Source organism: Sphingopyxis sp. Root154 (assembly GCF_001427105.1).
Taxonomy (GTDB): domain Bacteria; phylum Pseudomonadota; class Alphaproteobacteria; order Sphingomonadales; family Sphingomonadaceae; genus Sphingopyxis.
Map to the genome: position 1 here is coordinate 687,777 of NZ_LMGI01000001.1, position 23,962 is coordinate 711,738.

Here is a 23,962-nt window from a genome sequence, read left to right on the forward strand (position 1 = left end):
GTTAGCGCAGCCGGACCTTCGCCGTCACCGATAGCCCGGGGCGCAGCGCCGCAAGCGCTGCCTGTCCCGGGTCGAGCCTAATACGCACCCCGACGCGCTGGACGATCTTGGTGAAATTGCCCGATCCGGGCTCGAATGGCAGCAAAGTGAACGCGCTTCCCGAACCCGGCGCGAGGCTTTCGACCGTGCCGTGCAGCGTCTCGCCCAGCGCGTCGACATAGACGTCGGCTTTCTGCCCCGGGCGCATCTCGCGCGTCTGCGTTTCCTTGAAATTGGCGACGACGTAGATCGATCTGACGGGCACCACCGACAGCAGCCGCGATCCCGGCTGGACATAATCGCCGACCTGGATGCGCCGGTTTCCGACGACGCCGTCGATCGGCGCGGCGACGAGCGTATGCCCGCGGTCGAGCTTCGCGAGTGCGAGCGCCGCGCGCGCCTTCGCCGCCTCGGCCTCAGCCGCCTTGACCTGCGCCGACAGGATCGGCCCCTTCGCCCGCGTTACCGCCGCCGCCTCGACGCTCGCGCCGAGGTCGGCGCGCGAACGCTGCGCCGCCGAGGCAGCGCCCACTGCCGTCGCATCGACCTGTTCGGTATCGCGGCGGGTAACGAAGCCGTCGACGAGCAATGCATTATACCGCCGCCGGTCCTCCGCCGCGCGCGCATATTCGGCATCGGCCGCGGCGATCTGTGTGTTCACCGAACGGATTTGCGCCGCCGCCAGCTTCTGCTCGGCCCCCAGGGAAGCGAGCGTCGCGCGCGCGGTGGCGACCTGCGCGTCGGCATCGGCGACCGCAGCCTCGGCCGCCATCAGCCGCGAGTCATAGTCGCGCACGTCGATGCGGACGAGCGGATCACCCGCCCTCACCGCCTGATTGTCCTTCACCAGCACCGCGGTGACGAGCCCGCCGACGCGCGGCGCGACCTCGCTCGCATCGGCCTGCAGATAGGCGTTGTCGGTCGATTCCGCGGTGCGCGGCGCGAGCAGCCACCAGATACCGGCGGCTGCGATCACCAGCGCGATCAGTCCGACCTTCCATGCCTTTTTCGGCAGCGCAACGCGGCGGCGAACCGGCGCTTCGGCCTCGATGGCGGCCTGAACGTTCATTGCTGGATCACCAGCAACGTCGAGGTCGCGATCGCGAGGATGCGCCCCTCCGCATCGGTCAGCTTCGCCTCGACATAGGCGACGCGGCGGCCGATCGAGATGACATGACCCTCGGCGCGGACCTTGCCGGTCGTCCCCGTTATCGCCTTCAGATAGCTGGTCTTGAGTTCGAGCGTCGTCATCGCCTGATCGTCGGCAAGCTTGGTGACCACCGCGATACCGCAGGCAGAATCGAGCAAAGTCGCGGCATAGCCGCCGTGGACGAAGCCCATCGGGTTGAAATGCTCGGGTCCGGGTACGCCCTCGAACGCCGCCCAGCCCTCGCCCGCGTCGACGAGCTGAAAGCCCAGCGTCTCGCCGATCGGCGGGCGTCCGCCCGTAGCAATCAGCCCCTGCACCTTCGCGAGCGTCATTGCGCGGTCTCCAGCTCATAGCGGGCAACAATGCTCGCGTGGGTATCGGCCAGCAGCGCATCGGAGAGTTCGGCATCACCAACTGCACGCGCTAGCGCGACACCACCGACGAGCTGTGCCAGCAGCGCATGCGATTCCGCTTCAGGATCAGCATAGCCAAGCGCCGCCAGCGGCGCCGCAAGCCGGCTCGCGATCCCCTCGACCCCCGCACCGAAACGCGCACGCGTCGCGGGCTGCGAGCGCGCGAAATCGCCCGACAACGTCGGCAACGGGCACCCCCGGTCGCGGCTGTCACGGTGCTTCGCCGACAGATAGAAATCGACATAGGCGCGCAGCACCGTGCGCGGATCGCCCTTCGCGTCGATCCGCTCGGTCCGCGCCCGGGCATCGGCGAACATCGTCCCGATCGCCTCTTTCACCAACGCGTCCTTCGACGGAAAATGGGCGTAGAAACCGCCGTGGGTCAGCCCGGCGCGCGCCATGACACCAGCCACCGCGACATTCTCGGGCCCCTTGGCCCGGATCTCCTTCGCTGCCTCTTTCAGCACGCGCTCGCGCGTCGCGGCCTTGTGCTCGGTTGAATAGCGCACTTGCGTCTCCTTTTATATGACGCATATAATATAATGACGACAGGACACAAGACCCATGGCCTCCATCCCGCTTACCCCCGGCGCCAGCGCCGCCCCGGCCGACGCGCCGTTCAACCCGGCGGCGATGCCCGACGCGCAGAAGTATCTGATCTTTGCGGTGATGGCGTTCGGCCAGTTCATGGCGCTGATCGATATCCAGATCGTCGCCGCCTCCTTGAACGAGGTGCAGGCGGGCCTCAGCGCCGGACCCGACGAGATCAGCTGGGTGCAGACCGCCTATCTGATGGCCGAGCTGGTGATGATCCCCTTCTCCGCTTTCCTCGCGCAGGCGCTCTCGACGCGCTGGCTGTTCGCGGCGTCGGCCGGGCTGTTCACGATCGCGAGCGTGCTGTGCGGGCTCGCGTGGAGCATCGAATCGATGATTCTGTTCCGCGCCGTGCAGGGCTTCGTCGGCGGCGCGATGATCCCGACGGTGTTCGCGACGGGCTATATGCTGTTCGAGGGCAAGCAGCGCGCGATGATCCCCGCGATCCTCGGCATGGTATCGGTGCTCGCGCCGACGCTTGGCCCGACGGTCGGCGGCTGGATCACCGACACTATGGGCTGGCGCTGGGTCTTTTTCATCAACGTCTTGCCCGGTGCGATGGTGACGCTAGCGATCCTCGCGCTTGTGCGGATCGACAAGCCGAACCTGCCGATGCTGCGCCGTATCGACTGGGTCCATCTCGCGTCGATGGCGGTGTTCCTCGCGGGGCTCGAGTTCGTGCTCGAGGAGGGTCCGAAGCACGACTGGTTCAGTGAACCCGAAATCGCGATCAGCGCGTGGGTGTCGTTCGTCGCCTTCGGCCTCTTTCTCGAACGCTCGTTCCGGTCGGACGGCCCGATCGTGAAGCTCACCCCCTTTCGCAAACCGACCTTCGTCTTCGCCTGCGTCTTCAACCTCGTGATCGGCTTCGGCCTTTACGCGAGCACCTATCTGGTCCCGATCTTCCTCGGCCGTGTGCAGGGCTATAACGCGTCGGAGATCGGCACGACCGTCTTCGTCTCGGGCCTCGCGCAACTCCTCGGCGTGCCGATCGCCGCCGCGCTGTCGCAGAAAGTCGACCAGCGCATCGTCATCACCTTCGGACTCAGCCTGTTCGCGGTGGGCCTCTGGATGTTCAGCTTCATGACCCCCGAATGGGGCTTTGCCGCGCTGTTCTGGCCGCAGGTCGTGCGCAGTTTCGCGATCATGCTGTGCATCGTGCCCTCGGTCGGGCTCGCGCTCGGCAATTTCGAGGGGCCCGAATTGCGCTATGCCTCAGGGCTATTCAACCTGATGCGCAACCTCGGCGGCGCGATCGGCATCGCGCTCGTCAACACCTGGCTCGGCGACAATTTGCACATCCACATGCTGCGCCTCTCCGAAGCGCTCGGCCGCTCGGCCGACGCCGCAAACGAAGCGGCAGCGGCGCTAGCCCAGCATATCGGCCGCACTGTCTCCGACCCCGCACTCGCGCAGCAGATGGCCGAAGGCACGCTCGGCCGCATCGTCGGGCGCGAGGCGCTCACCCTCGCCTTCGACGATGTCTTCCGCCTGATGGCCTATCTCTTCCTCGCCGCGCTGGTGATGGTGCCCTTCTGCAAGCCTCCGCCGATCGGTGGCCCGGCACCGAAAGATGCGCACTAGCCCCAAAAGAAGACCCGCCCCCAGGCCCATGTCCCCGGGGGCGGGTCGCGACCCGTCGTCTTGTACGGCCGCCGCTGCCCCCGCGGCATGATGCGCGGGCAGCGGCGCCAGAAGATCAGGCGAGGTCGAAACGGTCGGCGTTCATCACCTTGGTCCAGGCCTTGACGAAGTCCTTCACGAACTTTTCCTCATGGCCGTTCTCGGCGTAGACTTCGGCGACCGCGCGCAGTTCGGCGTTGGAGCCGAAGATCAGGTCAGCACGGGTCGCGCGCCAGGTCTCGCCGCCGCTCTTGCGGTCGGTCGCGACATATTCCTGGTCGTCCGAACCGTCGACGGCCTTCCACACATTGGTCATGTCGAGCAGATTGACGAAGAAGTCGTTCGTCAGCTGCCCCGACCGCTTGGTGAAATGGCCGTGTCCGCGCTCGCCATGGTTGGCGCCGAGGACGCGCAGGCCGCCGATCAGCACGATCATTTCGGGCACCGACAGGCCAAGCAGCGATGCGCGGTCGAGCATCATCTCCTCGGTCTTCACCGCCAGCTTCTTCTTGCCGACATAGTTGCGGAAAGCGTCAGCCTCGGGCTCCATCACCGCGAAGCTGTCGGCGTCGGTCTGTTCCGCGGTCGCGTCGCCGCGGCCGCCGGTGAAGGGCACCGCGACATTGAAGCCCGCATCCCTGATCGCCTTTTCCAGACCGACCACGCCGCCGAGCACGATCGCGTCGGCGATAGACAGATTGCCACGCAGCCCGTCGAGCGTGCCGAGTACCTTGGCGAGCATGTCCGGCTCGTTGACCTCCCAGTCCTTCTGGGGTGCCAAGCGGACGCGCGCGCCGTTGGCACCGCCGCGGAAGTCGGATTTGCGATAGGTGCTCGCCGACGCCCAGGCGGTCTTGATCAGCTGGCTGACGGTCAGGCCGCTATTGGCGATCTTGTCCTTCACCGCCGCAACATCAGCGTCCGACGGCTTGGTGCCCGCGGGGATCGGGTCCTGCCAGATCAGGTCCTCGGCGGGCACTTCGGGGCCGAGGTAACGGATCTTGGGTCCCATGTCGCGGTGGGTCAGCTTGAACCAGGCGCGCGCAAAAGCGTCCCGGAACGCGTCATGGTCGTCGCGGAATTTCTCGCTGATCTTGCGATAGGCCGGATCGCGCTTGAGCGCCATGTCGGCCGTGGTCATCATCGTCGGGACCTTCAGGTTCGGATCCCAGGCCGCGGGAGCCATATCCTCTTCCTTCTGGTCGATCGGCTGCCACTGGTTGGCGCCTGCGGGAGACTGCACCAGTTCGTAATCATAATCGAACAGCAGGCGGAAGAAATTGTCGGTCCATTTGTCGGGCGTGTTCGTCCACGCCCCTTCGAGACCGCTGGTGACGGTATGTTCGCCGATGCCGCCGCTCTCGTGGCCGCTGACCCAGCCGAAGCCCTGCGCGGCAAGGTCGCCGCCGGATGGCGCGTTACCGAGCAGCGACGCGTCGCCATTGCCGTGCGCCTTGCCGAAAGTATGGCCGCCCGCGGTCAGCGCGACGGTTTCCTCGTCGTTCATCGCCATCCGCGCGAAGGTTTCCTTCATGTCGCGCGCCATCCCTTCATTGTCGTGCGAATTGCCCTGCGGCCCTTCGGGATTGACGTAGATCAGGCCCATCTGGATCGCGGCGAGCGGCCCTTCGATCTCGTGCATGCCATGTTCTGGGGAGATGCGCGTCTGCACGCCCTGGTTCACCCACTTATCTTCCGAACCCCAATAGATGTCACGCTCGGGCTCAAACACATCGGCGCGGCCGCCGCCGAAGCCGAACACCGGGCCGCCCATGCTTTCGATCGCGACATTGCCGGCGAGGATGAACAGGTCGGCCCAGCTGATCTTGTTGCCGTATTTCTGCTTGATCGGCCAAAGCAGGCGGCGCGCCTTGTCGAGATTGCCGTTGTCGGGCCAGCTGTCGAGCGGCGCGAAACGCTGCTGCCCGCTGTTGGCGCCGCCGCGGCCGTCGGCGGTGCGATAGGTGCCCGCGGCGTGCCACGCCATGCGGATGAAGAAGGGCCCATAATGGCCATAGTCGGCGGGCCACCAAGGCTGGCTGTCGGTCATCAGCGCGGTCAGGTCGGCCTTCAGCGCCTGATAGTCGAGCGACTTGAACGCCGCGGCATAATCGAAATCGTCGCCCAGCGGGTTCGACGAACCATTGGGGTTGAGGATCTCGGTCGCCAGCATCTCGGGCCACCAGTCCTTGTTGGTGCGGCCGAGCAGCGCGCGCGCGCCGCCGGGCTGGTGAACCGGGCAGCCGCCCGCCGGATCGATGGGGGTGGGGTCGTTCATGCAGTCTCTCCTTTTATGGTTTGGGCCTTTTTGGTCTGGGAATGCTGACGCGGCCGGATGACCGGCGCATGACGAGCGGACGACTTCGGGGTCGCCGGGTGGTTTCGGCGCAGGCAAGCGTCGAGTCGGTCACCATCCTTTCGCTCTGACCAAGGGAGGATAGGCCGCACTTGCCAATCGACCTAAACGAATAAGGTGAATTCAGTGATTGAGTGGTCCGATTACAACCCCGCCGCCGCGAAGATGTTCGCGGGCCTTGTCGCGGAACCGCCACGGCCCGACGAAAGCGCGACGAGTGGCGGAACATCGGCCCGGCCAGGCGGGTTGGTCGAACGCCGCATGATTATGTTTTACGCGGCAAAAGGAGATGGAAAGTGGCTAACACCCCCAACCAGCCGAATGAAAAGAAACCGCAGGCGGACCGCAACGAAGAGCAGCGCCGCCAGCAACAGCAGCAGGGCGGCCAAGACCGCCAGCCCGGCAGCGAAAAGCGTCCCGATCAGGGCCGCCAGAACCCCCAGCAGCGCTGACGCCGTCAGCCTGCACGAGAAAGGGCCGCCCCACGGGGCGGCCCTTTTCGTTTGGTCGGGAGATGCAGGATCAGAAGCTAAACTTGACCGTTCCGCCCCATGTCCGGGCATCGCCGACCTGCCCGGCGATCAGGCCGGTGTTACCGGGCGCCACCTGCAGCAGTTCGATGTAATTCACATCGAAGGCATTGCGGACCCAGCCGAAAACGTCGAGTCCTTCGCCGCGGAAGCCGACGCGGAAATTCGTCAAGGCATAGCCCTTGACGTCGGTATAAGCCGACGGCGATGCGTTCGAATTCCAGTGCGAGCGATAATTGCCATCGACGCCCAGATAGACCTGCCCGTCCTTCGCCAGCAGCGTGACCGGTGCGTTTGCCTCGGCACCGTAGGAGAAGGCCCATTTCGACACGCCGGGCAAGCGCTGACCGGAAATGTCGCACTGGCGCGGACTGGCGGTATTGGGAACGCCCGCATTGGAATAATCCGGCGCCGCGCCCGGCGGCTGGAGCGTACCCCCCGACAGTTCGGGCGGGCACGGCGCGTTGGTGAACTTCTTGTATTTGGCGTCGGTATAGGCGCCGTTGCCATAAGCGGTGAAGCGCTCGCTCGCGACGATCTTGAGGTCTGCCTCGATGCCCTGAGTTCGAACCTTGTCGGCGTTGGCGAGATAGCCGCGCACCGTACCGAACTGCCCGCCGTTCACGGTCGCCTGGAAATCCTTGATGTCGGTGCGGAACGCCGACAGATTGAACGTCGCCCGGCGGTCGAAGAACTGCGTCTTGAGGCCCACTTCGAAATGGTCGATCGATTCGGGCTTCACCGTGCTGGCGTCATAATTGACCGTGTTGTCGGAATTGAGCGGCAGACCGTTCTGGTTGATACCAAGCGTCTTGAAGCTCTTCGCATAGGTCGCATAGGCCAGGATGTCGGGCGCGACCTTGTAGTTCACGTTGAAATCATAGGTGAAGTTCCACGCGCTGTCCGAAGGCGCGCTCTCCTGCGGCTGATAGACGCCGCACTGTGCCGCCAGTACGGCGGGAAGGCTGGTGCCCGGTGCCGGGGTACAGTTGATGACCTGCCCCCCGCCATTGGTCACGATCCGCTGATAAAAGCCCGACTTCTTGTCATAATTGACGCGCACGCCCGGCTGAATGGTCAGGGCGTCGGTCACCTTCCAGCTGAGCTGGCCGAACAGCGCCGCGCTGGTGCTCTTGAGATATTGCGTATTGGTGGCGGTCAGACCGTTGAGGACGCTCGGATCGTTCGCGAGGACGCCGGTGAGGCTCCACTTGCTGGCGTCGGCGCCCTGCTGCTCGGTCCCCTGCGTATCGATCCGCTGCTTGAAGCCGAACAGGCCGACAACGAAGTCGATCTTGTCGCCTTCGTAATTGTAGCGGAATTCCTGGCTATACTGGTCCTGCTGCGAGGGGTTTTGCGACTTCGAGACGATCGAGAGGCCGGTGAAGTCGCGGTCATTCTCGGGCTTCCAGTCCCAGAAGCGCCATGCACTGATCGACGTGAAGGTGCCGGGACCGACGTCCCATTTCACGCGCACCGACGCGCCGCCGATCTTGTTGCCAGCGTTCAGGCTGGCGTCGAGGTCGGTCAGGCGGTCATAGGGATTGGTGCTCGGCACCGCGTAATTGCGGCCGGGATTGGCGAGGTTCACCGCCGCGACCAGCGCGTCATACTGACGGGTGAGCACGCGCTGCGTCCGGCCGACGCGGACATAGGTCGTGCCATAGCCTTCGGGATCCTGCTTGCTGTAGTCGCCCGCCAGCGTGATGCTGAGATCTTCATTGGGCTGGAACAGCAGCTGGCCGCGCAGACCCAGATTATCCTGCTCGTTGATCCAGCGATCGCTCGTGACATTGAAAAGCGTGCCGCGCCGGCTGGTCGCGGCGATGGCGATGCGCGCCGCAATCTTGTCGGTCAGCGGGCCCGAGATCGCCGCCTTGGCTTGCCGGTAATTGAGATTGCCGACGCTTACCTCTGCCCGGCCCTCGAAATCGAAGGTCGGCTGGTTGGTCGTGATGTTGATCGCGCCTGCAGTGGTATTCTTGCCATAAAGCGTGCCCTGCGGACCGCGCAGAACCTCGACCTGATCGACGTCGAGGAAATCGAAGGTCGCGGCGGCGACGCGCGAATTATAGACGTCGTCGACATAGATGCCGACGCCCTGCTCGAACCCGTCGCTGGTGAGGCCGAAGGGCACGCCGAGGCCGCGGATGTTGACCGAGGTGTTACGCGGGTTCGAGGTGTAGACCTGCAGCGTCGGCGCAAGCTGCTGCAGCTTCACGACGTTGAAGTTACCGGTGGCCTCGATCGAATCGCCGCGGATCACCGAGATCGCGACGGGAACTTCCTGTGCGGTTTCCTGACGGCGGCGGGCGGTGACGATAATGATGTCGCCGCGACTGGCCTGGTCGGCAGCATCGGCGGTGGTCGCGGCGGCGGCATCGACTTCGTCGGCAGCGGTTTCAGCGGCGGCGGCGGACGGCGCGGCGCACGCGAGCAAGAAGGACAAGGTAAGCGAGGTGGCCTGCACGCGGCGGCGGACCGAAGGATATTTCGCAGTCATGGGTCATTTCCTGTTGCAATAGAAATCACCACATCCGGCGGTCCGGTCTGCGGCAAGGGGGGACGCATGTCCCCTTTGGGAGCTCAAAATTCAGTTGGGGTAGCGGTGTCGCTCGGTCACATCGACCTGCACAAGACGCCCCTCGTGCACGGTCAGCTGGATTGCACCGAACTTCAGCTTGTCGAGTGCTTCGAGCACGGTCTGAATGGCCCGCGGCACCTCTTCGGAGCCGCCTTTGGCGACTTCGTTGATAGCGCTCATGATAATTCCTTTCCCTCTTGGATTCGCCCGGCAAGCATATTCCAAGTGATTTAGTAGACAATGATTGATTTGCTTTCTGCGCCGAAAGGTTGGGTTGTCGCGCCAAACGGACCGCGCCGAACGGATTCAGATGTGCGACGGGGCGACAGACGCAACGACGCTAGGGATTGCGCGCGAGTCCCAGTGCTGGCAAAGGCTGGCTCAATGAGCAAAATTAACGATCTGATGGCCCGCGGAACCGAGCTTCTCGGCAGCGACTACGCCATTCTCTGCGGTGCGATGAGCTGGGTTTCCGAACGCCATCTGGTCAGCGCGATCAGCAATGCCGGCGGGTTCGGCGTGATCGCGTGCGGCGCGATGACACCCGAGCTTCTCGATGCCGAAATCGCGGCGACCAAGGCGCTGGCAAAGCGCAACTTTGGCGTCAATCTGATCACCATGCACCCGCAGCTCTTCGAACTGATCGACGTGTGCACGAAGCACAAGGTCGGGCATGTCGTGCTTGCAGGCGGCCTGCCGCCCAAGGGCAGCCTCGAAGCGATCAAGGCATCGGGCGCGAAGGTCATCTGCTTTGCACCGACGCTGGCACTGGCGAAAAAGCTCGTCCGCTCGGGCGTCGACGCGCTGGTGATCGAAGGAATGGAGGCCGGCGGCCATATCGGCCCGGTGTCGACGAGCGTGCTGGCGCAGGAAATCCTGCCGACATTGGCCGATGAAGTTCCGGTCTTTGTCGCAGGCGGCATCGGCCGCGGCGAGGCCATTGCCGCCTATCTGGAAATGGGCGCCTCGGGGGTCCAGCTCGGCACGCGGTTCGTCTGCGCGACCGAGAGCATCGCGCATCCCAATTTCAAAAAGGCATTCATGCGCGCCTCGGCGCGCGAAGCCATCGCGAGTGTCCAGATCGACCCGCGCCTGCCCGTGATCCCGGTGCGCGCGCTCAAGAATGCGGGGACCGAAGCCTTCACCGCCAAGCAGCGCGAGGTCGCGAACAAACTCGACAGCGGCCAGGTCGACATGATGGAAGCACAGCTGGAAATCGAGCATTATTGGGCGGGCGCGCTGCGCCGCGCGGTGATCGATGGCGACGTCGAAAATGGTTCGTTAATGGCAGGGCAATCTGTTGGTATGGTATCCGAAGAGGAGAGCGCGGCAGCAATTGTCGCATCTCTGGTGCAACAGGCCGAAGCCGCGTTGCAAGCTCGGGGTTGATCCCGCATAATATGCGGATGGGGAGTGGGTCATGAATTTGTCGCGTAAGATTATCGTTGCCGGCCTGCTGGCGAGCGTTGCCGCCTGTGCGCCCAAGCCCCCGCCGCCCCCTCCTCCGCCCCCGCCCCCGCCGGTCGTGATCGTCATCCCGCCGCGGCCGCTGCCGCCGGGCAATGCTGCCGTAACGCAAATCCTGCCCGGCCGCGGGATCGACGGACGCTTTGTCACCGCGAACAGCGGCGTGACCGGCGACCGGGCCTTCTGGCAGCTGAAAATCGGCCTCAATGTCGCGGCCATCGGCTGCCGCGGGCTTGAGGAAACGACGCTTATTTCGGCGTACAACAACATCATCAAGACGCACGGCAAGGTGATCAAGTCGACCGAGAAGAGCGTCATCACCCAGCTCGGCAAGGAAAACAAAAACAACGGCATCGCGCCGCGCGACCGCCTTTCGACGCAGCTGTTCAACTATTTCGCGCAGCCGCCGGCCCAGCGCGGCTTCTGCGCCCGTGCCAACGAGATCGCGCAGCTCGTGTCGTCGACCCCGACCGCGCAGCTCGTCGAACAGGCACCCGCACATCTTGCGCGGCTCGACGAGCCGTTCAACGAATTTTATCAGGCCTATGCGCAGTATCAGGTCGATGCCGTCGCGTGGGATGCGAAATATGCGCCGAGACCGGCGATCATGAGCACCCCGGCGCCGGCGACCCCGGTCGGCCCGACCGCTTCCGTGACTGTTCCGCCGGGTAACAACTGACTCGGGATCCCCACTGCACAGGAATCAATTCGACAATCGCGCGCGGGGTATTGGCGCGCAGCGCATCCTTCTGTTAGCAGGATTGCAATGACCAACGCCCCGCCACCGCCCTCGTCGGCCGCCCAGTCGGCTCGCACCATCCTGACTCGCCTGCACGAGGTCATGGCGTCGCGTTCCAATGCGCAGGGCAAGCTGAACCAGGTCGTCGGCATCATCGGCGAATGCCTCGATAGCGAGGTCTGCTCGATCTACCTGCTGCGCGACGGCGCACTCGAACTTTATGCGACCCGCGGGCTGAAGCAGGAGGCGGTGCACGTCACGCGCCTCGGCCTCGGCGAAGGGCTGGTCGGCATGATCGCCGACCAGATCGAGACGCTGAACCTCGACGAAGCCGCCGCGCACCCGGACTTTTCCTATCGCCCCGAAACGGGCGAAGAACTGTTCCACAGCTTCGCCGGGGTGCCGATCATCCGGCGCGAGCGTGCAGTCGGCGTGCTGTGCGTCCAGCACAGCGATCCGCGCCGTTATGACGATATCGAGATCGAGACGCTGCAGACCGTCGCGATGGTGCTGTCCGAACTGATCGCCAACGCCGACCTGGTCGATACCGCCGCGCGCACCGATGCCGCAGCCGCCGACCAGTCGGCGCAGCGGCTCAATGGCCAGAAACTCGTTGACGGCATGGGCGCCGGGGTTGCGGTGTTCCACCAGCCGCGCATCACGATCGAGCACACCGTCGCCGATGACACCGAGGCCGAACGCCACCGCGTCTACGCCGCGTTCGACAAGATGCGCGAGCAGATCGACCGCATGGCGAGCTCGGCCGACTTCGGCGTCGGCGGCGAGCATGAAGAGGTCATAGAAACCTACAAGATGTTCGCCTATGACGAGGGCTGGTCGCGTCGGATCAACGAGGCGATCGACAGCGGCCTGACCGCCGAGGCGGCGATCGAGCGCGTCCAGCAGCGCACCCGCATGCGGATGCGTCAGATCGACGACCCCCTGCTGCGCGACCGCATGCACGACCTGGAGGATCTGTCGAACCGGCTGATCCGCATCGTGTCGGGGCAGATGGGCACCGCGGCACAGATGGGGGGGCTGCGGCAGGATTCGATACTGATCGCACGCAACCTCGGCCCCGCCGAGCTGCTCGAATATGACCGCCGCCGCCTGAAGGGCGTCGTGCTCGAGGAAGGGTCATTGACGGCTCACGTCATCATCGTTGCGCGAGCGATGGGTGTGCCGGTGATGGGTCGCGTCAGTGATGTGCGCGCCTCTATCCGTGAAGGCGATTTGCTGCTGCTCGATGCGGCAGCAGGCTCCGTGCATGTCCGGCCGACACAGGCGGTGCAGGATGCGTTCGACGCCAAGCTTGAAATTTCGCAAAAGCGCCGGGCCAACCTCGCCTCGTTGCGCGACCTGCCCGCGGTCACCAAGGACGGCGTCCCGATCGAATTGATGATCAACGCCGGACTGCGCGAGGATATTGCGGCGCTCGACCTGACCGGCGCACGCGGGATCGGGCTGTTCCGTACTGAATTCCAGTTTCTTGTATCGGCAACGCTGCCCTCGCGCGACCGCCAGCAGCGCCTGTATCGCGACGTGCTCGACGCCGCGGGCGACCGGCCGGTGATCTTCCGCACCGTCGACATCGGCGGCGACAAGGCGCTGCCCTATATGAATGCCGGTGACATCGCGCATGAGGAAAATCCGGCGATGGGCTGGCGCGCGCTGCGCCTGGCGCTCGAGCGCGAGGGGCTGCTCAAGGTTCAGGCGCGCGCGCTGATGGAGGCGGCCGCCGGGCGGACGCTTAACGTCATGTTCCCGATGGTGTCCGAACCTTGGGAATATGAAGCCGCGCGCGACCTGTTCGTCGGCCAGCGGGCCTGGCTTGCGAGCCACAACAAGAAATTGCCGGTCGCGATCCGCTACGGCGCGATGCTCGAGGTTCCGGGACTTCTCGAAACGCTCGACCTGATGCTGCCGCATCTCGACTTCCTGTCGATCGGCACCAACGACCTGACCCAGTTTCTGTTCGCCGCCGACCGCGCGCACCCGCGTCTCGCCGAACGCTATGACTGGTTATCGCCGACCGTCATGCGCTATCTCGCGCGCGTCGTGCGTACGGTGTCGGGGTCCAAGGTCGCGCTCGGCGTCTGCGGCGAAATGGGCGGCCGCCCGCTCGAGGCGATGGCGCTGCTCGGCGTCGGCATCGAACGCCTGTCGATCACCCCCGCCGGAGTCGGCCCGGTGAAGGCGATGGTCCGTTCGCTCGACCTCGGTGCACTGCGCGCCGACATGGCGGCGATCCTGGCCCAGCCGTCATCCGACCCGCGTGGCCAGTATCAGGCATGGGCGCAGCAACATCAGGTCGATCTGGGCGATTAAGCCGATTTTCGCCCGCACCGCCATTGTCACGGCGCATATGTTTATGTTATGTTCTCCATTCGATTCCACGAGGAGAGAGTGATGAGCGAGCAAGCCCCCCGTGCCAGCGGCCAATGCCATTGCGGCGCGATCCACTATTCGATGACCACCGCAGTCCAGCATCATGCGCTGTGCCATTGCAGCGACTGCCGTCGCCATTCGGGCGCGCCGCTCGTCGGCTGGGCGCTCGTCGGAAACGATGAAATCGAGATCAAGGGCACGGCGAAGATCTACGCTTCGTCCGAGCATGGCCGCCGCCATTTCTGCGCCGATTGCGGAACCGGACTGTTCTATTCGAACGACGCGATCTTTCCCGGCCAGATCGACGTGCAGACGGCAACGCTCGACGATCCCGACGCGATCCCCGCGCAGGCGCAGATCCAGACCGCCGAGCGCATCGGCTGGATGGAAAAGCTCAACGACCTGCCCGCGTTCGAGCGTTACCCGCCCTTCGAATAATCAGCTGTCGGCGGCGATGATCGCTTTCACGAGCGCGGCGGTGTCGAGCCGGTTCTTATCGTCGTCATACCCCTGCCGGACGACCACCAGCGCGCGCGACGGGATGACCACGACATATTGGCCGCGGTTGCCAAACGCGCCGAAAGCGTCGGCGGGGATGCCCTCCGACTTGTTGAGCAGCCAGAAGCCCGCACCATAGCCGAACGCGCCATCGGGCTGCGGCCCGCTCGGCGTCGTGACGAACCGGCGCCAGTTGGCGGGCAGCAGTCGCTTGCCCTGCCACATCCCGTCGTTCTGATAGAGAAGGCCCAGCCGCGCGAGGTCGCGCGCCGTGGTCCAGACCTGGCTCGACAATATATAGTCGCCGTCCTTGTCATGTTCGACGAATGTGCGCGTCATGCCGAGCCGGTCGAAGAAGGCGGCGGGGTCGAGCGGCGTCCCCGCCTTTGCCAGCGCGGCCTTCAGCGACAATGTCGCAAGCAACGTGTCGTTGTTGGCGTAGCGATAGCGAGTGTTCGGCGGATTGGGCAGCGGCCATTGCGTCGTCCACTGGCGCACCGAGCCGCCGCCCATATAGATGGCGTCGCTGCGGTTGCCCGCGGTATCGCTGGTGAGGCCGCTCGCCATGCGCATCAGCTGCTCGGTGGTGATCGCGGCGCGCGGGTCGCCGGGCGACTGCCATTCGGCAATCGACGCCGGCTTCGCCACGTCGATCGAGCCTTGCTGCACCGCATGGCCGATCAAGGTCGCGGCCATCGACTTGGCGACCGAGAAAGTGCGCTGTGCGGTGTGGACATCGTGCCCGCCCCAATAGCGTTCGAACGCAATCCGGCCGTTCTTGAGGATCAGCAGCGAACTTGTGCGGCCGCCGAAACCCTCCATGTTCACTGCCGTCTGCTCGAACCGGCTCATGCCCTTTGGCACCGACCGGCGCGCATCCTTGTCGCCGATCGGCCACGGCCGGGCGTCGAGGTCAGCGCGGCGGTCGGTGGCGGGCATCACCGCCGGCTGCGCGCCGATCGGCAGCGTGACGCAGCCTTCGCGCCCGCTCCATTCGGCGATTCGGGGCGGCATGTCGTCGCGATAGCGAACGCTGACCCGCTTCGCCCCGGCGTCGACATCGGCCTTCAGCGCTCGGACGTCGGCCTCGATCTCGGGATAGATGCCCGTGAGTTCGTCGCGCTCGATCGCCTCGATCGGCTTGCCCGCGCCGTTCCACAAGGACGAGCAGACGACGGCCGCACGATAGCCCGCCGCCCATGCGCGGTTCAGTTCGGCATTGGGTTTCGGCGCCTGCGCCGCTGCGGGCACGGCACCGGCAAGCAGCACGGCGCCGAGGATGCGCAGAAAATCAGGGGCGATCGCCGAAAGCCTCGCGCTGCGCCTTTTTCGCGCGATCCCACCAGGCCCGGCGAAGGACATCGGCGACGCGTTCGGGATCGTCCGATCCGAAGCGGACGAGTAGCGCGTGCCAGCCTTCATAATGGGGCGTTTGCCAGAAGGTGTCGGGATCGGTTTCAAGCAGGATTTCCTTTTCGTCAGGCTTGCACATCACGGCAAAACTGCCGGGCTCGCGGCCCGGCGAGGCGAGCGCTTTGTCGTTGAGCTTCGGACAGGGGGTGCCATAAAAGGAAAGCATCTCGACATCGGGAAGCGCGCACGCGAACGCGACCACATCGTCCCAGCTGTCGAATGTCAGCGCCATAATGCCGGTGCAGATCAGTCTTCCAATGTCCCGGCGGTGACCTCTATGTCGCGCCCCAACGGCTGCATGGGCTGGAAGCGAAGGCGCGTCAACACCAGCCGGTCGCCCTGAATGTCGAGATCATAGAAGGCGTTGCCGCCGCGCGGGCAGCACTCGCCGTCCCCTTCGCGCGCGACCGGGGCCGAGGCAAACATCTCGTCAAAGGCGAATTGCGCCGGTCCGCGCAGCCAATAACCCGTCGGCAGCATCTTGCCGCCCTGCTCCGACCAGTCGGAGAGATCGACGCGGCGCCATTTGGGCGCGGCGGTATCGCTGACGAACAGTGCATCGGCATTGCCGCCGCCGCTCCCGGCCAGCGTCCCGCCGACATGGATCAGCCGGCGCTTGTCATCGTCGACCACCAGATCGGGCGTCCCGATCGATCCCGAGCTTTCGGCGAACCCCGCGAGCGCCGATTTACCCGCCTTGTCCTGCGACAGCAGTACAAGCATGCGCGCCGGCGGCCCGGCGCGCGGCGCGAGGAGCATTTTCTGCCAGAGCAAGCTGGCGCCGGGATCGCGGCCGTTGATCCGTCCGCTCGCCTCGACGCTGCATTTTCCGCCGAAGTCATAGAGGCATCGCTGCGCGATATTGGTAACGCGCGCGCGCGTCAGCGCGATCTTCGCCGTCACCTCCGCGGCGGTGCATTTGGTTTCGATAGTGCCGCCTGGACAGGACAGGATCGGTGTCGCTGCGGCGGCAAGGACAAGCGCCAATGCCATGATGACTACCCCAGTTCCGGCGCGACCCGACGGGGCGAAAACTATACCCATGCGCGGTGCGGAGCAAGGCCGGCGTCAGTCCTTCGCGCGTCGCCGTTCGTCCCACCAGGCGAGGCGTTCGGCGATCCGCTTTTCAAAACCGCGGTCGACGGGGCGATAGAAGTCGACCGGCGCCATGTCGTCGGGCCAGTAATTGTCGCCCGAAAAGCCGTCGGGTGCGTCATGGTCGTAGCTGTAGCCCTCGCCATAACCCAAGTCTTTCATCAGCTTGGTCGGGGCGTTGAGGATATTGGCGGGGGGGGCGAGGCTGCCGGTGTCGCGTGCCGCGGCCCATGCCGCCTTCTGCGCCGCATAGGCGGCGTTCGACTTGGGCGCGGTCGCGCAATAGAGGCACGCCTGCACGATCGCGAGTTCGCCTTCGGGCGATCCAAGGAACTGATAGGCGTCCTTCGCGGCGAGACATTGCACCAGCGCCTGCGGGTCGGCGAGGCCGATATCCTCGCTCGCGAAGCGGACGATTCGGCGCAGGACGTAGAGCGGCTCCTCGCCCGCGACGAGCATGCGCGCGAGCCAATAGAGCGATGCCTGCGGGTCCGACCCGCGCAGCGCCTTATGCAGCGCCGAGATCAGATTATAATGGCCATCGCGATCCTTGTCGTAGACGGGCATGCGGCGATGGAGGAATTGCGCGAGATCGGCGGGGTCGAGCGGCGTATCGATCGCCGTCGCGAACAAGGTTTCGACCTGGTTGAGCAGAAAGCGGCCGTCGCCGTCGGCGCTCGACACCAGCGCCGCCTTGGCATCGTCGGTGACGGGAAGGTTTCGCCCGACCTCGGCCTCGGCGCGCTCTACCAGCGTCGCCAGCGCTTCTTCGCCCAACCTGCTCAGCACGAGCACCTGCGCGCGCGACAATAGAGCGGCGTTCAGCGCGAAGCTCGGATTTTCGGTCGTCGCACCGACGAGCACCACGGTGCCGCGCTCGACATAAGGCAAAAACCCGTCCTGCTGGGCGCGATTGAAGCGATGAATTTCGTCGACGAAAAGTAATGTGCGCTTGCCCGCCGCCGCCATCTTCTCGGCATCGGCGAAGGCTTGCCTGAGGTCGGCTACGCCCGAAAAGACCGCCGACAGCGGCGCAAAGCGCATGCCCACCGCCTCGGCGAGCAGCCGCGCGATCGTCGTCTTGCCCGTCCCCGGCGGCCCCCAAAGGATGATCGACGACAATTGCCCCGCCGCGACCATCCGGCCGATCGCGCCTTCGGGTCCGGTCAGATGCTCCTGTCCGACGACATCGGCCAACGTTCGCGGCCGCAAGCGTTCGGCGAGCGGGACGGGACCGGTCGCGCCGCCCGGCTTCGCCGCGGGCACATCCTCGCCGAACAGGTCCCCGGCCATCGGCCGCTCAGCCCCGGCGCCGCTGTTTCTGGCGGATCAGGCGGATATAGGTGTCGGCGACCGCCTGATTGATCGCGTCCCATTGATAGGCGCCGCTTTCGAGCACCGCCGCCGCGCCATGTTCGGCGCGCAACTGGATGTCGCGGCAATAACGCTGCAGATGGTCGGCGAAGCCGGTGATCGAGCCGGGCGGGACAAGATAGCCCGTCTGGCCATGCTTGACGATGCTGGCGCTGCCCGTGGCGCGCGCCGCGACGACGGGCAGCCCGCACGCCATCGCTTCCAGTGTCACATTGCCGAAAGTCTCGGTCACCGACGGGTTGAAGAAAATGTCGCACGATGCAAGCGCGTGCGCGAGATCCTCGCCACCCTGGAAGCCGACGAAGTTCGCGTCGGGCAAGCGCGATTCGAACCATTCGCCCGCCGGCCCCTCACCGATCACGACAACCTTGTGCGGGACTCCGCGCCGCTGGAGCACGTCGATCGCATCGGCGAACACGTCGAGCCCCTTCTCCATCACCAGCCGGCCGAGGAAGGCAATGGCGGGCACATCGTCTTTGATCCCGAGCGAGCGGCGCCATGCCATGTCGCGGCGGCCGGGATTGAAAACGCCCTGCTCGACGCCGCGGGTCCAGATGCCGATGTCGTAGTTCATCCGCTGTTCGCGCAGCACCTGCGCAAAGCTTTCGGACGGCGCGATCAGCGCGTCGCACTTGCGGTAAAGCTTGCGCAGCCAGGCGACCATGACGGGTTCGAGGAACGACAGATTATAATAGCGGACATAGGTTTCGAAGCGCGTGTGCACCGAACAGGCGACCGGGAGCCGCCGGCGCCGCGCCCACGCCGCCGCCTGCCGCGCCACGCGATCGGGGCTGGAGATATGGACGATATTGGGCGCGAAATTGACGATGTCCTCGCGGACGCGCGATGAGAAGGACACAGGAACGCGATATTCGCTGCGCCCCGGAATCGCGATGGACGGCACGCTGACCAGATCGCCCGTCGGCTCGAAAGCGGGGTGGGCGACGGTCGGCGAATAGACGCGAACCGCGGCGCCGTGGGCCAGGAGATAGCCGACGAGACGGTTCAGTGCCTTGTTCGCGCCGTCGGTGGTCATGTTATAGTTGCCGCTGAACAGAGCGATGCGAAGGTCGGAGACGTCCATCGCGCCTGCGCTAGTCCCCTCGCGGCGCAAACGCAACGCCGCCGTCAGGCCATGATACTATATGGTTCGCCCGGTTTCGCACGGCACATCCGCTTCGACACGCGCGTTTCCTCGCCCTCGACAATAGCAATGTCGGTGATCGACAGACATTTGCTGCCGTTGGGCTCGGTGTTGAGCGCGGTGATCGTCGACGACCCCGCCACACCTTCGCGCGTCGGGCTCGTCCAGTTGGCGGTCGCACCAACTTCTTCCTTTTTCGTGACCGCCACGGTCGCCTCAGCGGCGACTTTCTGTTCCTTTTCGTCGAGCTGGCACGCGATTTCGGCGACGAGCACCGCGCCGACCAGTCCCGACACGAGCGTGCCCACGCCCTTGAGGCCCACGGCACTGCCCGCAACACCGCCGAGCAGCCCGCCGAGCGCTCCGCCACGCTTGCGCGCGCGCTTGCATTTCGGATCGGGGCCGTCGCTGCTGGCGCGCTTCGCCTCATCGCCTTTCTTTTTGGCCGCCTTCTCTGTGGCTTCGGGTGAGGCGACTTTGACACCCGAGGAGGGAACCGGATAGCCGTTGCAGCCGGTGTTGAAGCAGAAGCGATCGGCCAGATAGGCGCGATCGGTCTGATACTGCGCCTCAAGCCCGCGATATGCGGCGAGGTTCGCGCCTTCGGGATCGGAGGCGGCGTGTTCCGCCATGACGCTCTTGTAGAAACGGTCCTGGGTCGCCGGGGAATAGCGCATATTTCCGCCGACCCTGGCCGTATAAAGCGAGGACAGCGCGTTTTGATAGACGATCATCGCCTCGCGATACGGAAGCATCTTCTGCGTATAATATGTGTCGATCGCCACCGTGCAGCGGTTGATCGCCGCCGCCTTATCAAACGGCGCCTCGATCTTCTTATAATCCTCGCGGCATTTGGGATAGCTACGGGTGTCGAGCGCGGGGCGCTCGGGAAGAGCGGGTAGTGCCGGTTCGGCGACCGACGCCGGGACAAAGGCCTTGTCGCCTTCGCTCGGCGCGCTTTGCCAGGCTGCGGCCACGGCGCTGCTCGACAGCAGCACCAAAAAGATGGCGCCGACCCCTGACCGATATCGCAGCTTTGCCCGCATGGCTGACTCCCATCCCTTCTCCAAGGCTAAGCCCGAATGGACGGCCTCACAAGCGGGGTCAATGACGCGGATCACACCACCAAAAGCCCATGCCGTGATATTGTTTTGGCCGTGGCGATGACTTAGCATGATCGCATCTGCGGTTAGGGATCCGCCTTATGTGGGGATGATCGTATGAACCATTGGATCAAATCGGTCACTGCGCTTGTCGCGACGCTCGCATGCACCGCCGCGACGCCGCCCGGCATGGACCCCGACAATCCGACCTGCCCCGCCAATCCCAGCTGGTCCGACTACAAGACCATGGTCCTGACCCCGTTCCAGCGCAGCGGCGAAACCGTGTTGCTGGCCGAGGGCCGGGTCGACAGCGAGCTTCCGGCCCGCCTCGAAAAGGTGCTGACCGACAATCCGTCGATCAGCGAAATCTGGATCCGGTCGCCGGGCGGCGACGCGCGCGCCGGAAATGCGGCGGGATTGCTGATCCGCAAGTTCAGCAAGGAGCGCCAGATGGTGACCCGAATTCCGTCGGGATGGACCTGTTTCAGCGCCTGCAATTTCGTCTTCATGGGGGGCCGCGCCCGTACGATCGACCCGGGCGGATATTTCATGGTCCATATGTTCACCATGACCGGCGACAAGAATGCCATTCAGTCGAGCGTCGCGCTGGGCGCCGAGTCCACCACCGAATTGATCAGCGACGTCGAGCGCGAGGCGGCGCTGATGGCGACCGAGGACAATGACCTGCTGATCCGCCTCGACGTCTCGCGCGACCTGCTGTCCGACATCATGTACCGGCAGAAATCGATCGCGACCGGGGAAGACCGGTCGACACGCCGATGCCTGACGAGGAAAGAGGCGTTGAAATATAATGTGGTCAACATCGACCCGGACTAGCGAAAGAACCTAGTCCCCGGTTTCCGACGGCGCTTCCAGATCGACCACCACCGGCGGATGGAGCCGCAGGCGGTGGACGCGGCGCTCGTCGGCCTCGGTCACCTCGATGCGCCAGCCGCTCGGGTGCAGCAAGATCTCGCCTACCTCGGGGACATGGCCCGCGAGCACGGCGGCGAGGCCGCCCAGCGTGTCGACATCTTCGTCGATCTCGGCGAGCCGCGGGTCGATCGCCTCGCCGACATCGTCGAGTTCGGCGCGCGCGTCGGCTTCCCAGCAGCCGCCCTCGCCCGGCGTGAACAGCGCGGTCGGCTCATCGTCATGCTCATCCTCGATCTCGCCGACGATTTCCTCGACCAGATCCTCGATCGTCAGCAGCCCCTCGGTGCCCGAATATTCGTCGATGACGATCGCCAGGTGCGTACGCTTCGCGCGCATCTCGGCGAGCAGGTCGAGCACGCCCATCGATTGCGGGACGTAAAGCGGCTGGCGGATCAGATCGAGCAGCGGCGGCGGGGTGCGCCCTTCGGCAAGCACCGCGAACACGTCCTTGACGTGGATCATGCCGACGACCTCGTCGAGATTCTCGCGATAGACTGGCAGGCGGCTATGCCCGGCTTCGGCGAACAGCGCGACGATCTCGGCAAAGCTCGCGCTTTCAGGAATCGCGATGATGTCGGCGCGCGGCACCGCGACATCGTCAACGGTCTGCTCGCCGAAGTGAAGGAGGTTGCGCAGCATCTTGCGCTCGATCTGCGACAGGTCGCCCACGACACTGCTGCCGCGCCGTTCCGGTCCCTCTTCCTCGGCCTCGTCGATGACCTCTTCGATCTGCTCGCGCAGCGACGGTTCCTTGTCGCCGCCGAACAACAGGTTCTTCAGCCCGGACAGAAGTCCGGGTCTACTACTGTCCTCTTCCGATCGGTTCGAAGATCCCTGGTCGTCGGGCATGTGCGTGTCGTTTCCCTGCTAGTCGAGCTCCGCATATGGATTGGCGATGCCCAGCGATGCAAGCGCTTTCACCTCGAGCGCCTCCATCGCGGCGGCCGAGTGATCGTCCATATGGTCGTAACCGACGAGATGCAGCGTGCCGTGGACGATCAGGTGCGTCGCGTGTTCGGGAACCGAAATCCCCTTCTCTGCCGCCTCGCGAGTGCAGGTTTCGCGCGCGAGCACGATGTCGCCGAGCAGGATTTCGCCATCGTCGCTGTTCGCGAGGCTTTCGAGCAGGTCATCCTGTACCTGCGGAAAGGAAAGGACGTTCGTCGGCTTGTCCTTGCCGCGAAAATCGCGGTTGAGCGCCTGCACCTCCGCATCGTCAGTCAGCCGCACCGAGACCTCGACGAGCGGCGCGGCGTCGGCAAGCGCGGCATAGGGCGTCAGCGCGAGCGCCGCGGCGACCGCCTCCCCTGCCCGCACCTCCCAGTCGAGCGGATCGGGCCAGGGCGTCGCGGCGTGGGTTTCGACGCTCAGCATCGCGCACCGCGGAAGGCCTCAGAGGTCATACTCCCCTCCGGTATAATGATACCCGCATGTTTGAGCGGATCGGAAGGGCGGCGTAGCGAGAGGGCCGAAGCGACAGTCATTATTACCCCGTTATCGCGGCGCGATTATGTAGGACAGCGATATTTGGCCGCATCATGGTTCGAGAATGATCGCCCGCCCGGCAAGGTTCCGCGCGCGCGACAGTTCGTCGGCGGCCGCCTCGCTCAGCCAGTCGCGGAAGCGCGCGATCTTCGCGCTCTGCAGCCGCGCGACGGGATAGACGAACCAGAAGGCACGGCCGTCGCCCGCGACGAGGTCGTGCGCGGGGACGAGGCGGCCGGCGGCGATTTCGTCACGGAACAGGATGGGCGAGCCGATCGCGATCCCGTGGCCCGCGATCGCGGCGGCGATATCCATATGTTCGGCGGCGAGACTGGTGCCGAAGAGGTCGGGCGGCGGGGCCGAGCCGACGCCGAGCGCGCGATACCATAGCGCCCACCAGTCGGGCCGGCCGAGCAACGGGACGTCGAGCGCCTTGCCGGGATCCGGCAAGCCAGCCGCCGCGGCCTTCAGCGCGGGGGCGCAAAGCGGCATAAACAGGATCGGGAACAGCCGGACGCTGCGCAGACCGCGCCAGTCGCCGAGCCCGTGGCGGATCGCGGCGTCGAACCGGCCATCGCCCAGCGCCTGTGGTTCGGCCGATAATTCGAGTTCGATCGCAATGTCGGGGTGCCGCGCGCGGAACAGCCCAAGCCGCGGGGTCAGCCAGCTCGTCCCGAAGGTCGGGAGCGTCGTCAGCGACAGCCGCGCCTCGTCCCGGTCCTGCGCCTTCACAAAGCTGGCGTGCAGCGCCGCGAAGGCGGCCGTTGCCTCGCGCGCGATCGCGGCGCCGGCGGCGGTCAGCACGACCTTGTGCGGATGACGGACGAACAGATGCAGCCCGGTCTGCTGTTCGAGCTGGCGGACATGGTAGCTGACCGACGCCGCCGTGGTGCCGAGCTCCTGCGCGGCGCGGGCGAAACTCTCCAGCCGCGCCGCTGCTTCAAAGGCACGGATCGAAGGCAAGGGCGGAAGCTTGTCGGTGCGGACCATAAATATGACTTAGCCTCTACAGCCATTCTTCGCATCCTCAA

General features: G+C 65.2%; 22 protein-coding genes. 7 read left to right on the forward strand and 15 right to left on the reverse strand.

Annotation, left to right across the window (positions count from 1 at the left end; all coding sequences use genetic code 11):
• Nucleotide 1: 1 nt before the first annotated feature.
• Genes ASD73_RS03075 through ASD73_RS03085 form a run of 3 tightly spaced genes read right to left on the reverse strand, consistent with a single transcriptional unit; the run spans nt 2 to nt 2,111 of the window.
• Nucleotides 2-1,108 (reverse strand): HlyD family secretion protein, encoded by a 1,107-nt coding sequence (locus ASD73_RS03075; RefSeq protein ID WP_056369238.1) that lies wholly within the window; start codon nt 1,106-1,108, stop codon nt 2-4.
• Nucleotides 1,105-1,521: a PaaI family thioesterase gene (locus tag ASD73_RS03080; protein WP_056369236.1), complete on the reverse strand. Its 417-nt coding sequence runs from the start codon at nt 1,519-1,521 to the stop codon at nt 1,105-1,107. Before ASD73_RS03080 ends, ASD73_RS03075 begins: the two co-directional genes overlap by 4 nt.
• Complete coding sequence (locus tag ASD73_RS03085; protein WP_056369233.1) at nt 1,518-2,111, reverse strand: TetR/AcrR family transcriptional regulator; 594 nt, start codon at nt 2,109-2,111, stop codon at nt 1,518-1,520. Before ASD73_RS03085 ends, ASD73_RS03080 begins: the two co-directional genes overlap by 4 nt.
• Nucleotides 2,112-2,166: 55 nt before the next feature.
• Between ASD73_RS03085 and ASD73_RS03090 the strand changes: the two genes are divergently transcribed.
• Nucleotides 2,167-3,780 (forward strand): DHA2 family efflux MFS transporter permease subunit, encoded by a 1,614-nt coding sequence (locus ASD73_RS03090; protein WP_056369230.1) that lies wholly within the window; start codon nt 2,167-2,169, stop codon nt 3,778-3,780.
• 115 nt (nt 3,781-3,895) lie between these two features.
• Here ASD73_RS03090 and katG read toward each other — a convergent pair whose 3' ends face one another.
• A complete protein-coding gene (gene katG / locus ASD73_RS03095) occupies nt 3,896-6,097 on the reverse strand; it encodes a catalase/peroxidase HPI (protein ID WP_056369228.1) in 2,202 nt (733 codons plus the stop codon).
• Nucleotides 6,098-6,471: 374 nt separating this feature from the next.
• Between katG and ASD73_RS22685 the strand changes: the two genes are divergently transcribed.
• Complete coding sequence (locus tag ASD73_RS22685) at nt 6,472-6,627, forward strand: hypothetical protein (protein WP_156377271.1); 156 nt, start codon at nt 6,472-6,474, stop codon at nt 6,625-6,627.
• 70 nt (nt 6,628-6,697) lie between these two features.
• Here ASD73_RS22685 and ASD73_RS03100 read toward each other — a convergent pair whose 3' ends face one another.
• Both ASD73_RS03100 and ASD73_RS22145 read right to left on the reverse strand, forming a co-directional pair.
• A complete protein-coding gene (locus tag ASD73_RS03100) occupies nt 6,698-9,208 on the reverse strand; it encodes a TonB-dependent receptor (RefSeq protein WP_056369226.1) in 2,511 nt (836 codons plus the stop codon).
• Nucleotides 9,209-9,298: 90 nt separating this feature from the next.
• Complete coding sequence (locus ASD73_RS22145) at nt 9,299-9,469, reverse strand: YezD family protein (RefSeq protein ID WP_082521326.1); 171 nt, start codon at nt 9,467-9,469, stop codon at nt 9,299-9,301.
• A 204-nt stretch (nt 9,470-9,673) separates the two neighbouring features.
• Here ASD73_RS22145 and ASD73_RS03105 point away from each other — a divergent pair, with 204 nt between their 5' ends.
• The 4 genes from ASD73_RS03105 (at nt 9,674) to ASD73_RS03120 (ending at nt 14,321) form a co-directional block, all read left to right on the forward strand.
• Nucleotides 9,674-10,678, forward strand: a complete 1,005-nt coding sequence (locus ASD73_RS03105) for an NAD(P)H-dependent flavin oxidoreductase (RefSeq protein WP_056369224.1) — start codon at nt 9,674-9,676, stop codon at nt 10,676-10,678.
• 31 nt (nt 10,679-10,709) lie between these two features.
• Nucleotides 10,710-11,435: a hypothetical protein gene (locus ASD73_RS03110; protein ID WP_056369221.1), complete on the forward strand. Its 726-nt coding sequence runs from the start codon at nt 10,710-10,712 to the stop codon at nt 11,433-11,435.
• A gap of 87 nt (nt 11,436-11,522) precedes the next feature.
• Nucleotides 11,523-13,823 (forward strand): phosphoenolpyruvate--protein phosphotransferase, encoded by a 2,301-nt coding sequence (ptsP, locus tag ASD73_RS03115; RefSeq protein ID WP_056369218.1) that lies wholly within the window; start codon nt 11,523-11,525, stop codon nt 13,821-13,823.
• Between the two features lie 81 nt (nt 13,824-13,904).
• On the forward strand, nt 13,905-14,321 hold the full coding sequence (locus ASD73_RS03120) for a GFA family protein (RefSeq protein ID WP_056369216.1): 417 nt from the start codon (nt 13,905-13,907) through the stop codon (nt 14,319-14,321).
• Here ASD73_RS03120 and ASD73_RS03125 read toward each other — a convergent pair whose 3' ends face one another.
• The 6 genes from ASD73_RS03125 to ASD73_RS03150 all read right to left on the reverse strand — a co-directional run bounded on the left by ASD73_RS03125 (nt 14,322) and on the right by ASD73_RS03150 (nt 20,453).
• Nucleotides 14,322-15,650, reverse strand: coding sequence for a serine hydrolase domain-containing protein (locus ASD73_RS03125; protein WP_235534111.1), 1,329 nt, complete (start codon nt 15,648-15,650; stop codon nt 14,322-14,324).
• A gap of 22 nt (nt 15,651-15,672) precedes the next feature.
• A complete protein-coding gene (locus ASD73_RS03130; protein WP_235534112.1) occupies nt 15,673-16,026 on the reverse strand; it encodes an MmcQ/YjbR family DNA-binding protein in 354 nt (117 codons plus the stop codon).
• Nucleotides 16,027-16,040: 14 nt separating this feature from the next.
• Entirely contained in the window at nt 16,041-16,787 is a 747-nt protein-coding gene (locus tag ASD73_RS03135; RefSeq protein WP_056369214.1) for a hypothetical protein, read from the reverse strand.
• Between the two features lie 75 nt (nt 16,788-16,862).
• Nucleotides 16,863-18,182: a replication-associated recombination protein A gene (locus ASD73_RS03140; protein WP_056369212.1), complete on the reverse strand. Its 1,320-nt coding sequence runs from the start codon at nt 18,180-18,182 to the stop codon at nt 16,863-16,865.
• Nucleotides 18,183-18,189: 7 nt separating this feature from the next.
• Nucleotides 18,190-19,347 (reverse strand): glycosyltransferase family 4 protein, encoded by a 1,158-nt coding sequence (locus tag ASD73_RS03145; RefSeq protein WP_056369210.1) that lies wholly within the window; start codon nt 19,345-19,347, stop codon nt 18,190-18,192.
• 44 nt (nt 19,348-19,391) lie between these two features.
• Nucleotides 19,392-20,453 carry a hypothetical protein gene (locus ASD73_RS03150; RefSeq protein WP_056369207.1) on the reverse strand — a complete coding sequence of 354 codons (1,062 nt, stop codon included), beginning with the start codon at nt 20,451-20,453 and terminating at the stop codon, nt 19,392-19,394.
• Nucleotides 20,454-20,627: 174 nt separating this feature from the next.
• Between ASD73_RS03150 and ASD73_RS03155 the strand changes: the two genes are divergently transcribed.
• Nucleotides 20,628-21,347 carry a hypothetical protein gene (locus ASD73_RS03155; RefSeq protein WP_056369205.1) on the forward strand — a complete coding sequence of 240 codons (720 nt, stop codon included), beginning with the start codon at nt 20,628-20,630 and terminating at the stop codon, nt 21,345-21,347.
• A 9-nt stretch (nt 21,348-21,356) separates the two neighbouring features.
• On the opposite strand, the gene ASD73_RS03160 is transcribed toward ASD73_RS03155, so the two are convergent.
• From ASD73_RS03160 to ASD73_RS03170, 3 genes are all read right to left on the reverse strand, one after another.
• Nucleotides 21,357-22,295 (reverse strand): hemolysin family protein, encoded by a 939-nt coding sequence (locus ASD73_RS03160; RefSeq protein ID WP_056369203.1) that lies wholly within the window; start codon nt 22,293-22,295, stop codon nt 21,357-21,359.
• 18 nt (nt 22,296-22,313) lie between these two features.
• The gene (gene ybeY / locus ASD73_RS03165; RefSeq protein WP_056369201.1) at nt 22,314-22,820 is read right to left on the reverse strand and encodes an rRNA maturation RNase YbeY; all 507 of its coding nucleotides are present in this window, start codon (nt 22,818-22,820) and stop codon (nt 22,314-22,316) included.
• Nucleotides 22,821-22,982: 162 nt separating this feature from the next.
• Nucleotides 22,983-23,921: a LysR substrate-binding domain-containing protein gene (locus ASD73_RS03170; protein WP_056369199.1), complete on the reverse strand. Its 939-nt coding sequence runs from the start codon at nt 23,919-23,921 to the stop codon at nt 22,983-22,985.
• Nucleotides 23,922-23,962 lie beyond the last annotated feature (41 nt).

Coding starts and splice junctions, on each gene's coding strand:
- ASD73_RS03075 (WP_056369238.1), bottom strand. CDS start 1,108: ATGAACGTTCAGGCCGCCATCGAGGCCGAAGCGCCGGTTCGCCGCCGC.
- ASD73_RS03080 (WP_056369236.1), bottom strand. CDS start 1,521: ATGACGCTCGCGAAGGTGCAGGGGCTGATTGCTACGGGCGGACGCCCG.
- ASD73_RS03090 (WP_056369230.1), top strand. CDS start 2,167: ATGGCCTCCATCCCGCTTACCCCCGGCGCCAGCGCCGCCCCGGCCGAC.
- katG (WP_056369228.1), bottom strand. CDS start 6,097: ATGAACGACCCCACCCCCATCGATCCGGCGGGCGGCTGCCCGGTTCAC.
- ASD73_RS03100 (WP_056369226.1), bottom strand. CDS start 9,208: ATGACTGCGAAATATCCTTCGGTCCGCCGCCGCGTGCAGGCCACCTCG.
- ASD73_RS22145 (WP_082521326.1), bottom strand. CDS start 9,469: ATGAGCGCTATCAACGAAGTCGCCAAAGGCGGCTCCGAAGAGGTGCCG.
- ASD73_RS03105 (WP_056369224.1), top strand. CDS start 9,674: ATGAGCAAAATTAACGATCTGATGGCCCGCGGAACCGAGCTTCTCGGC.
- ASD73_RS03110 (WP_056369221.1), top strand. CDS start 10,710: ATGAATTTGTCGCGTAAGATTATCGTTGCCGGCCTGCTGGCGAGCGTT.
- ptsP (WP_056369218.1), top strand. CDS start 11,523: ATGACCAACGCCCCGCCACCGCCCTCGTCGGCCGCCCAGTCGGCTCGC.
- ASD73_RS03120 (WP_056369216.1), top strand. CDS start 13,905: ATGAGCGAGCAAGCCCCCCGTGCCAGCGGCCAATGCCATTGCGGCGCG.
- ASD73_RS03130 (WP_235534112.1), bottom strand. CDS start 16,026: ATGGCGCTGACATTCGACAGCTGGGACGATGTGGTCGCGTTCGCGTGC.
- ASD73_RS03135 (WP_056369214.1), bottom strand. CDS start 16,787: ATGGCATTGGCGCTTGTCCTTGCCGCCGCAGCGACACCGATCCTGTCC.
- ASD73_RS03140 (WP_056369212.1), bottom strand. CDS start 18,182: ATGGCCGGGGACCTGTTCGGCGAGGATGTGCCCGCGGCGAAGCCGGGC.
- ASD73_RS03145 (WP_056369210.1), bottom strand. CDS start 19,347: ATGGACGTCTCCGACCTTCGCATCGCTCTGTTCAGCGGCAACTATAAC.
- ASD73_RS03150 (WP_056369207.1), bottom strand. CDS start 20,453: ATGCGGGCAAAGCTGCGATATCGGTCAGGGGTCGGCGCCATCTTTTTG.
- ASD73_RS03155 (WP_056369205.1), top strand. CDS start 20,628: ATGAACCATTGGATCAAATCGGTCACTGCGCTTGTCGCGACGCTCGCA.
- ASD73_RS03160 (WP_056369203.1), bottom strand. CDS start 22,295: ATGCCCGACGACCAGGGATCTTCGAACCGATCGGAAGAGGACAGTAGT.
- ybeY (WP_056369201.1), bottom strand. CDS start 22,820: ATGCTGAGCGTCGAAACCCACGCCGCGACGCCCTGGCCCGATCCGCTC.
- ASD73_RS03170 (WP_056369199.1), bottom strand. CDS start 23,921: ATGGTCCGCACCGACAAGCTTCCGCCCTTGCCTTCGATCCGTGCCTTT.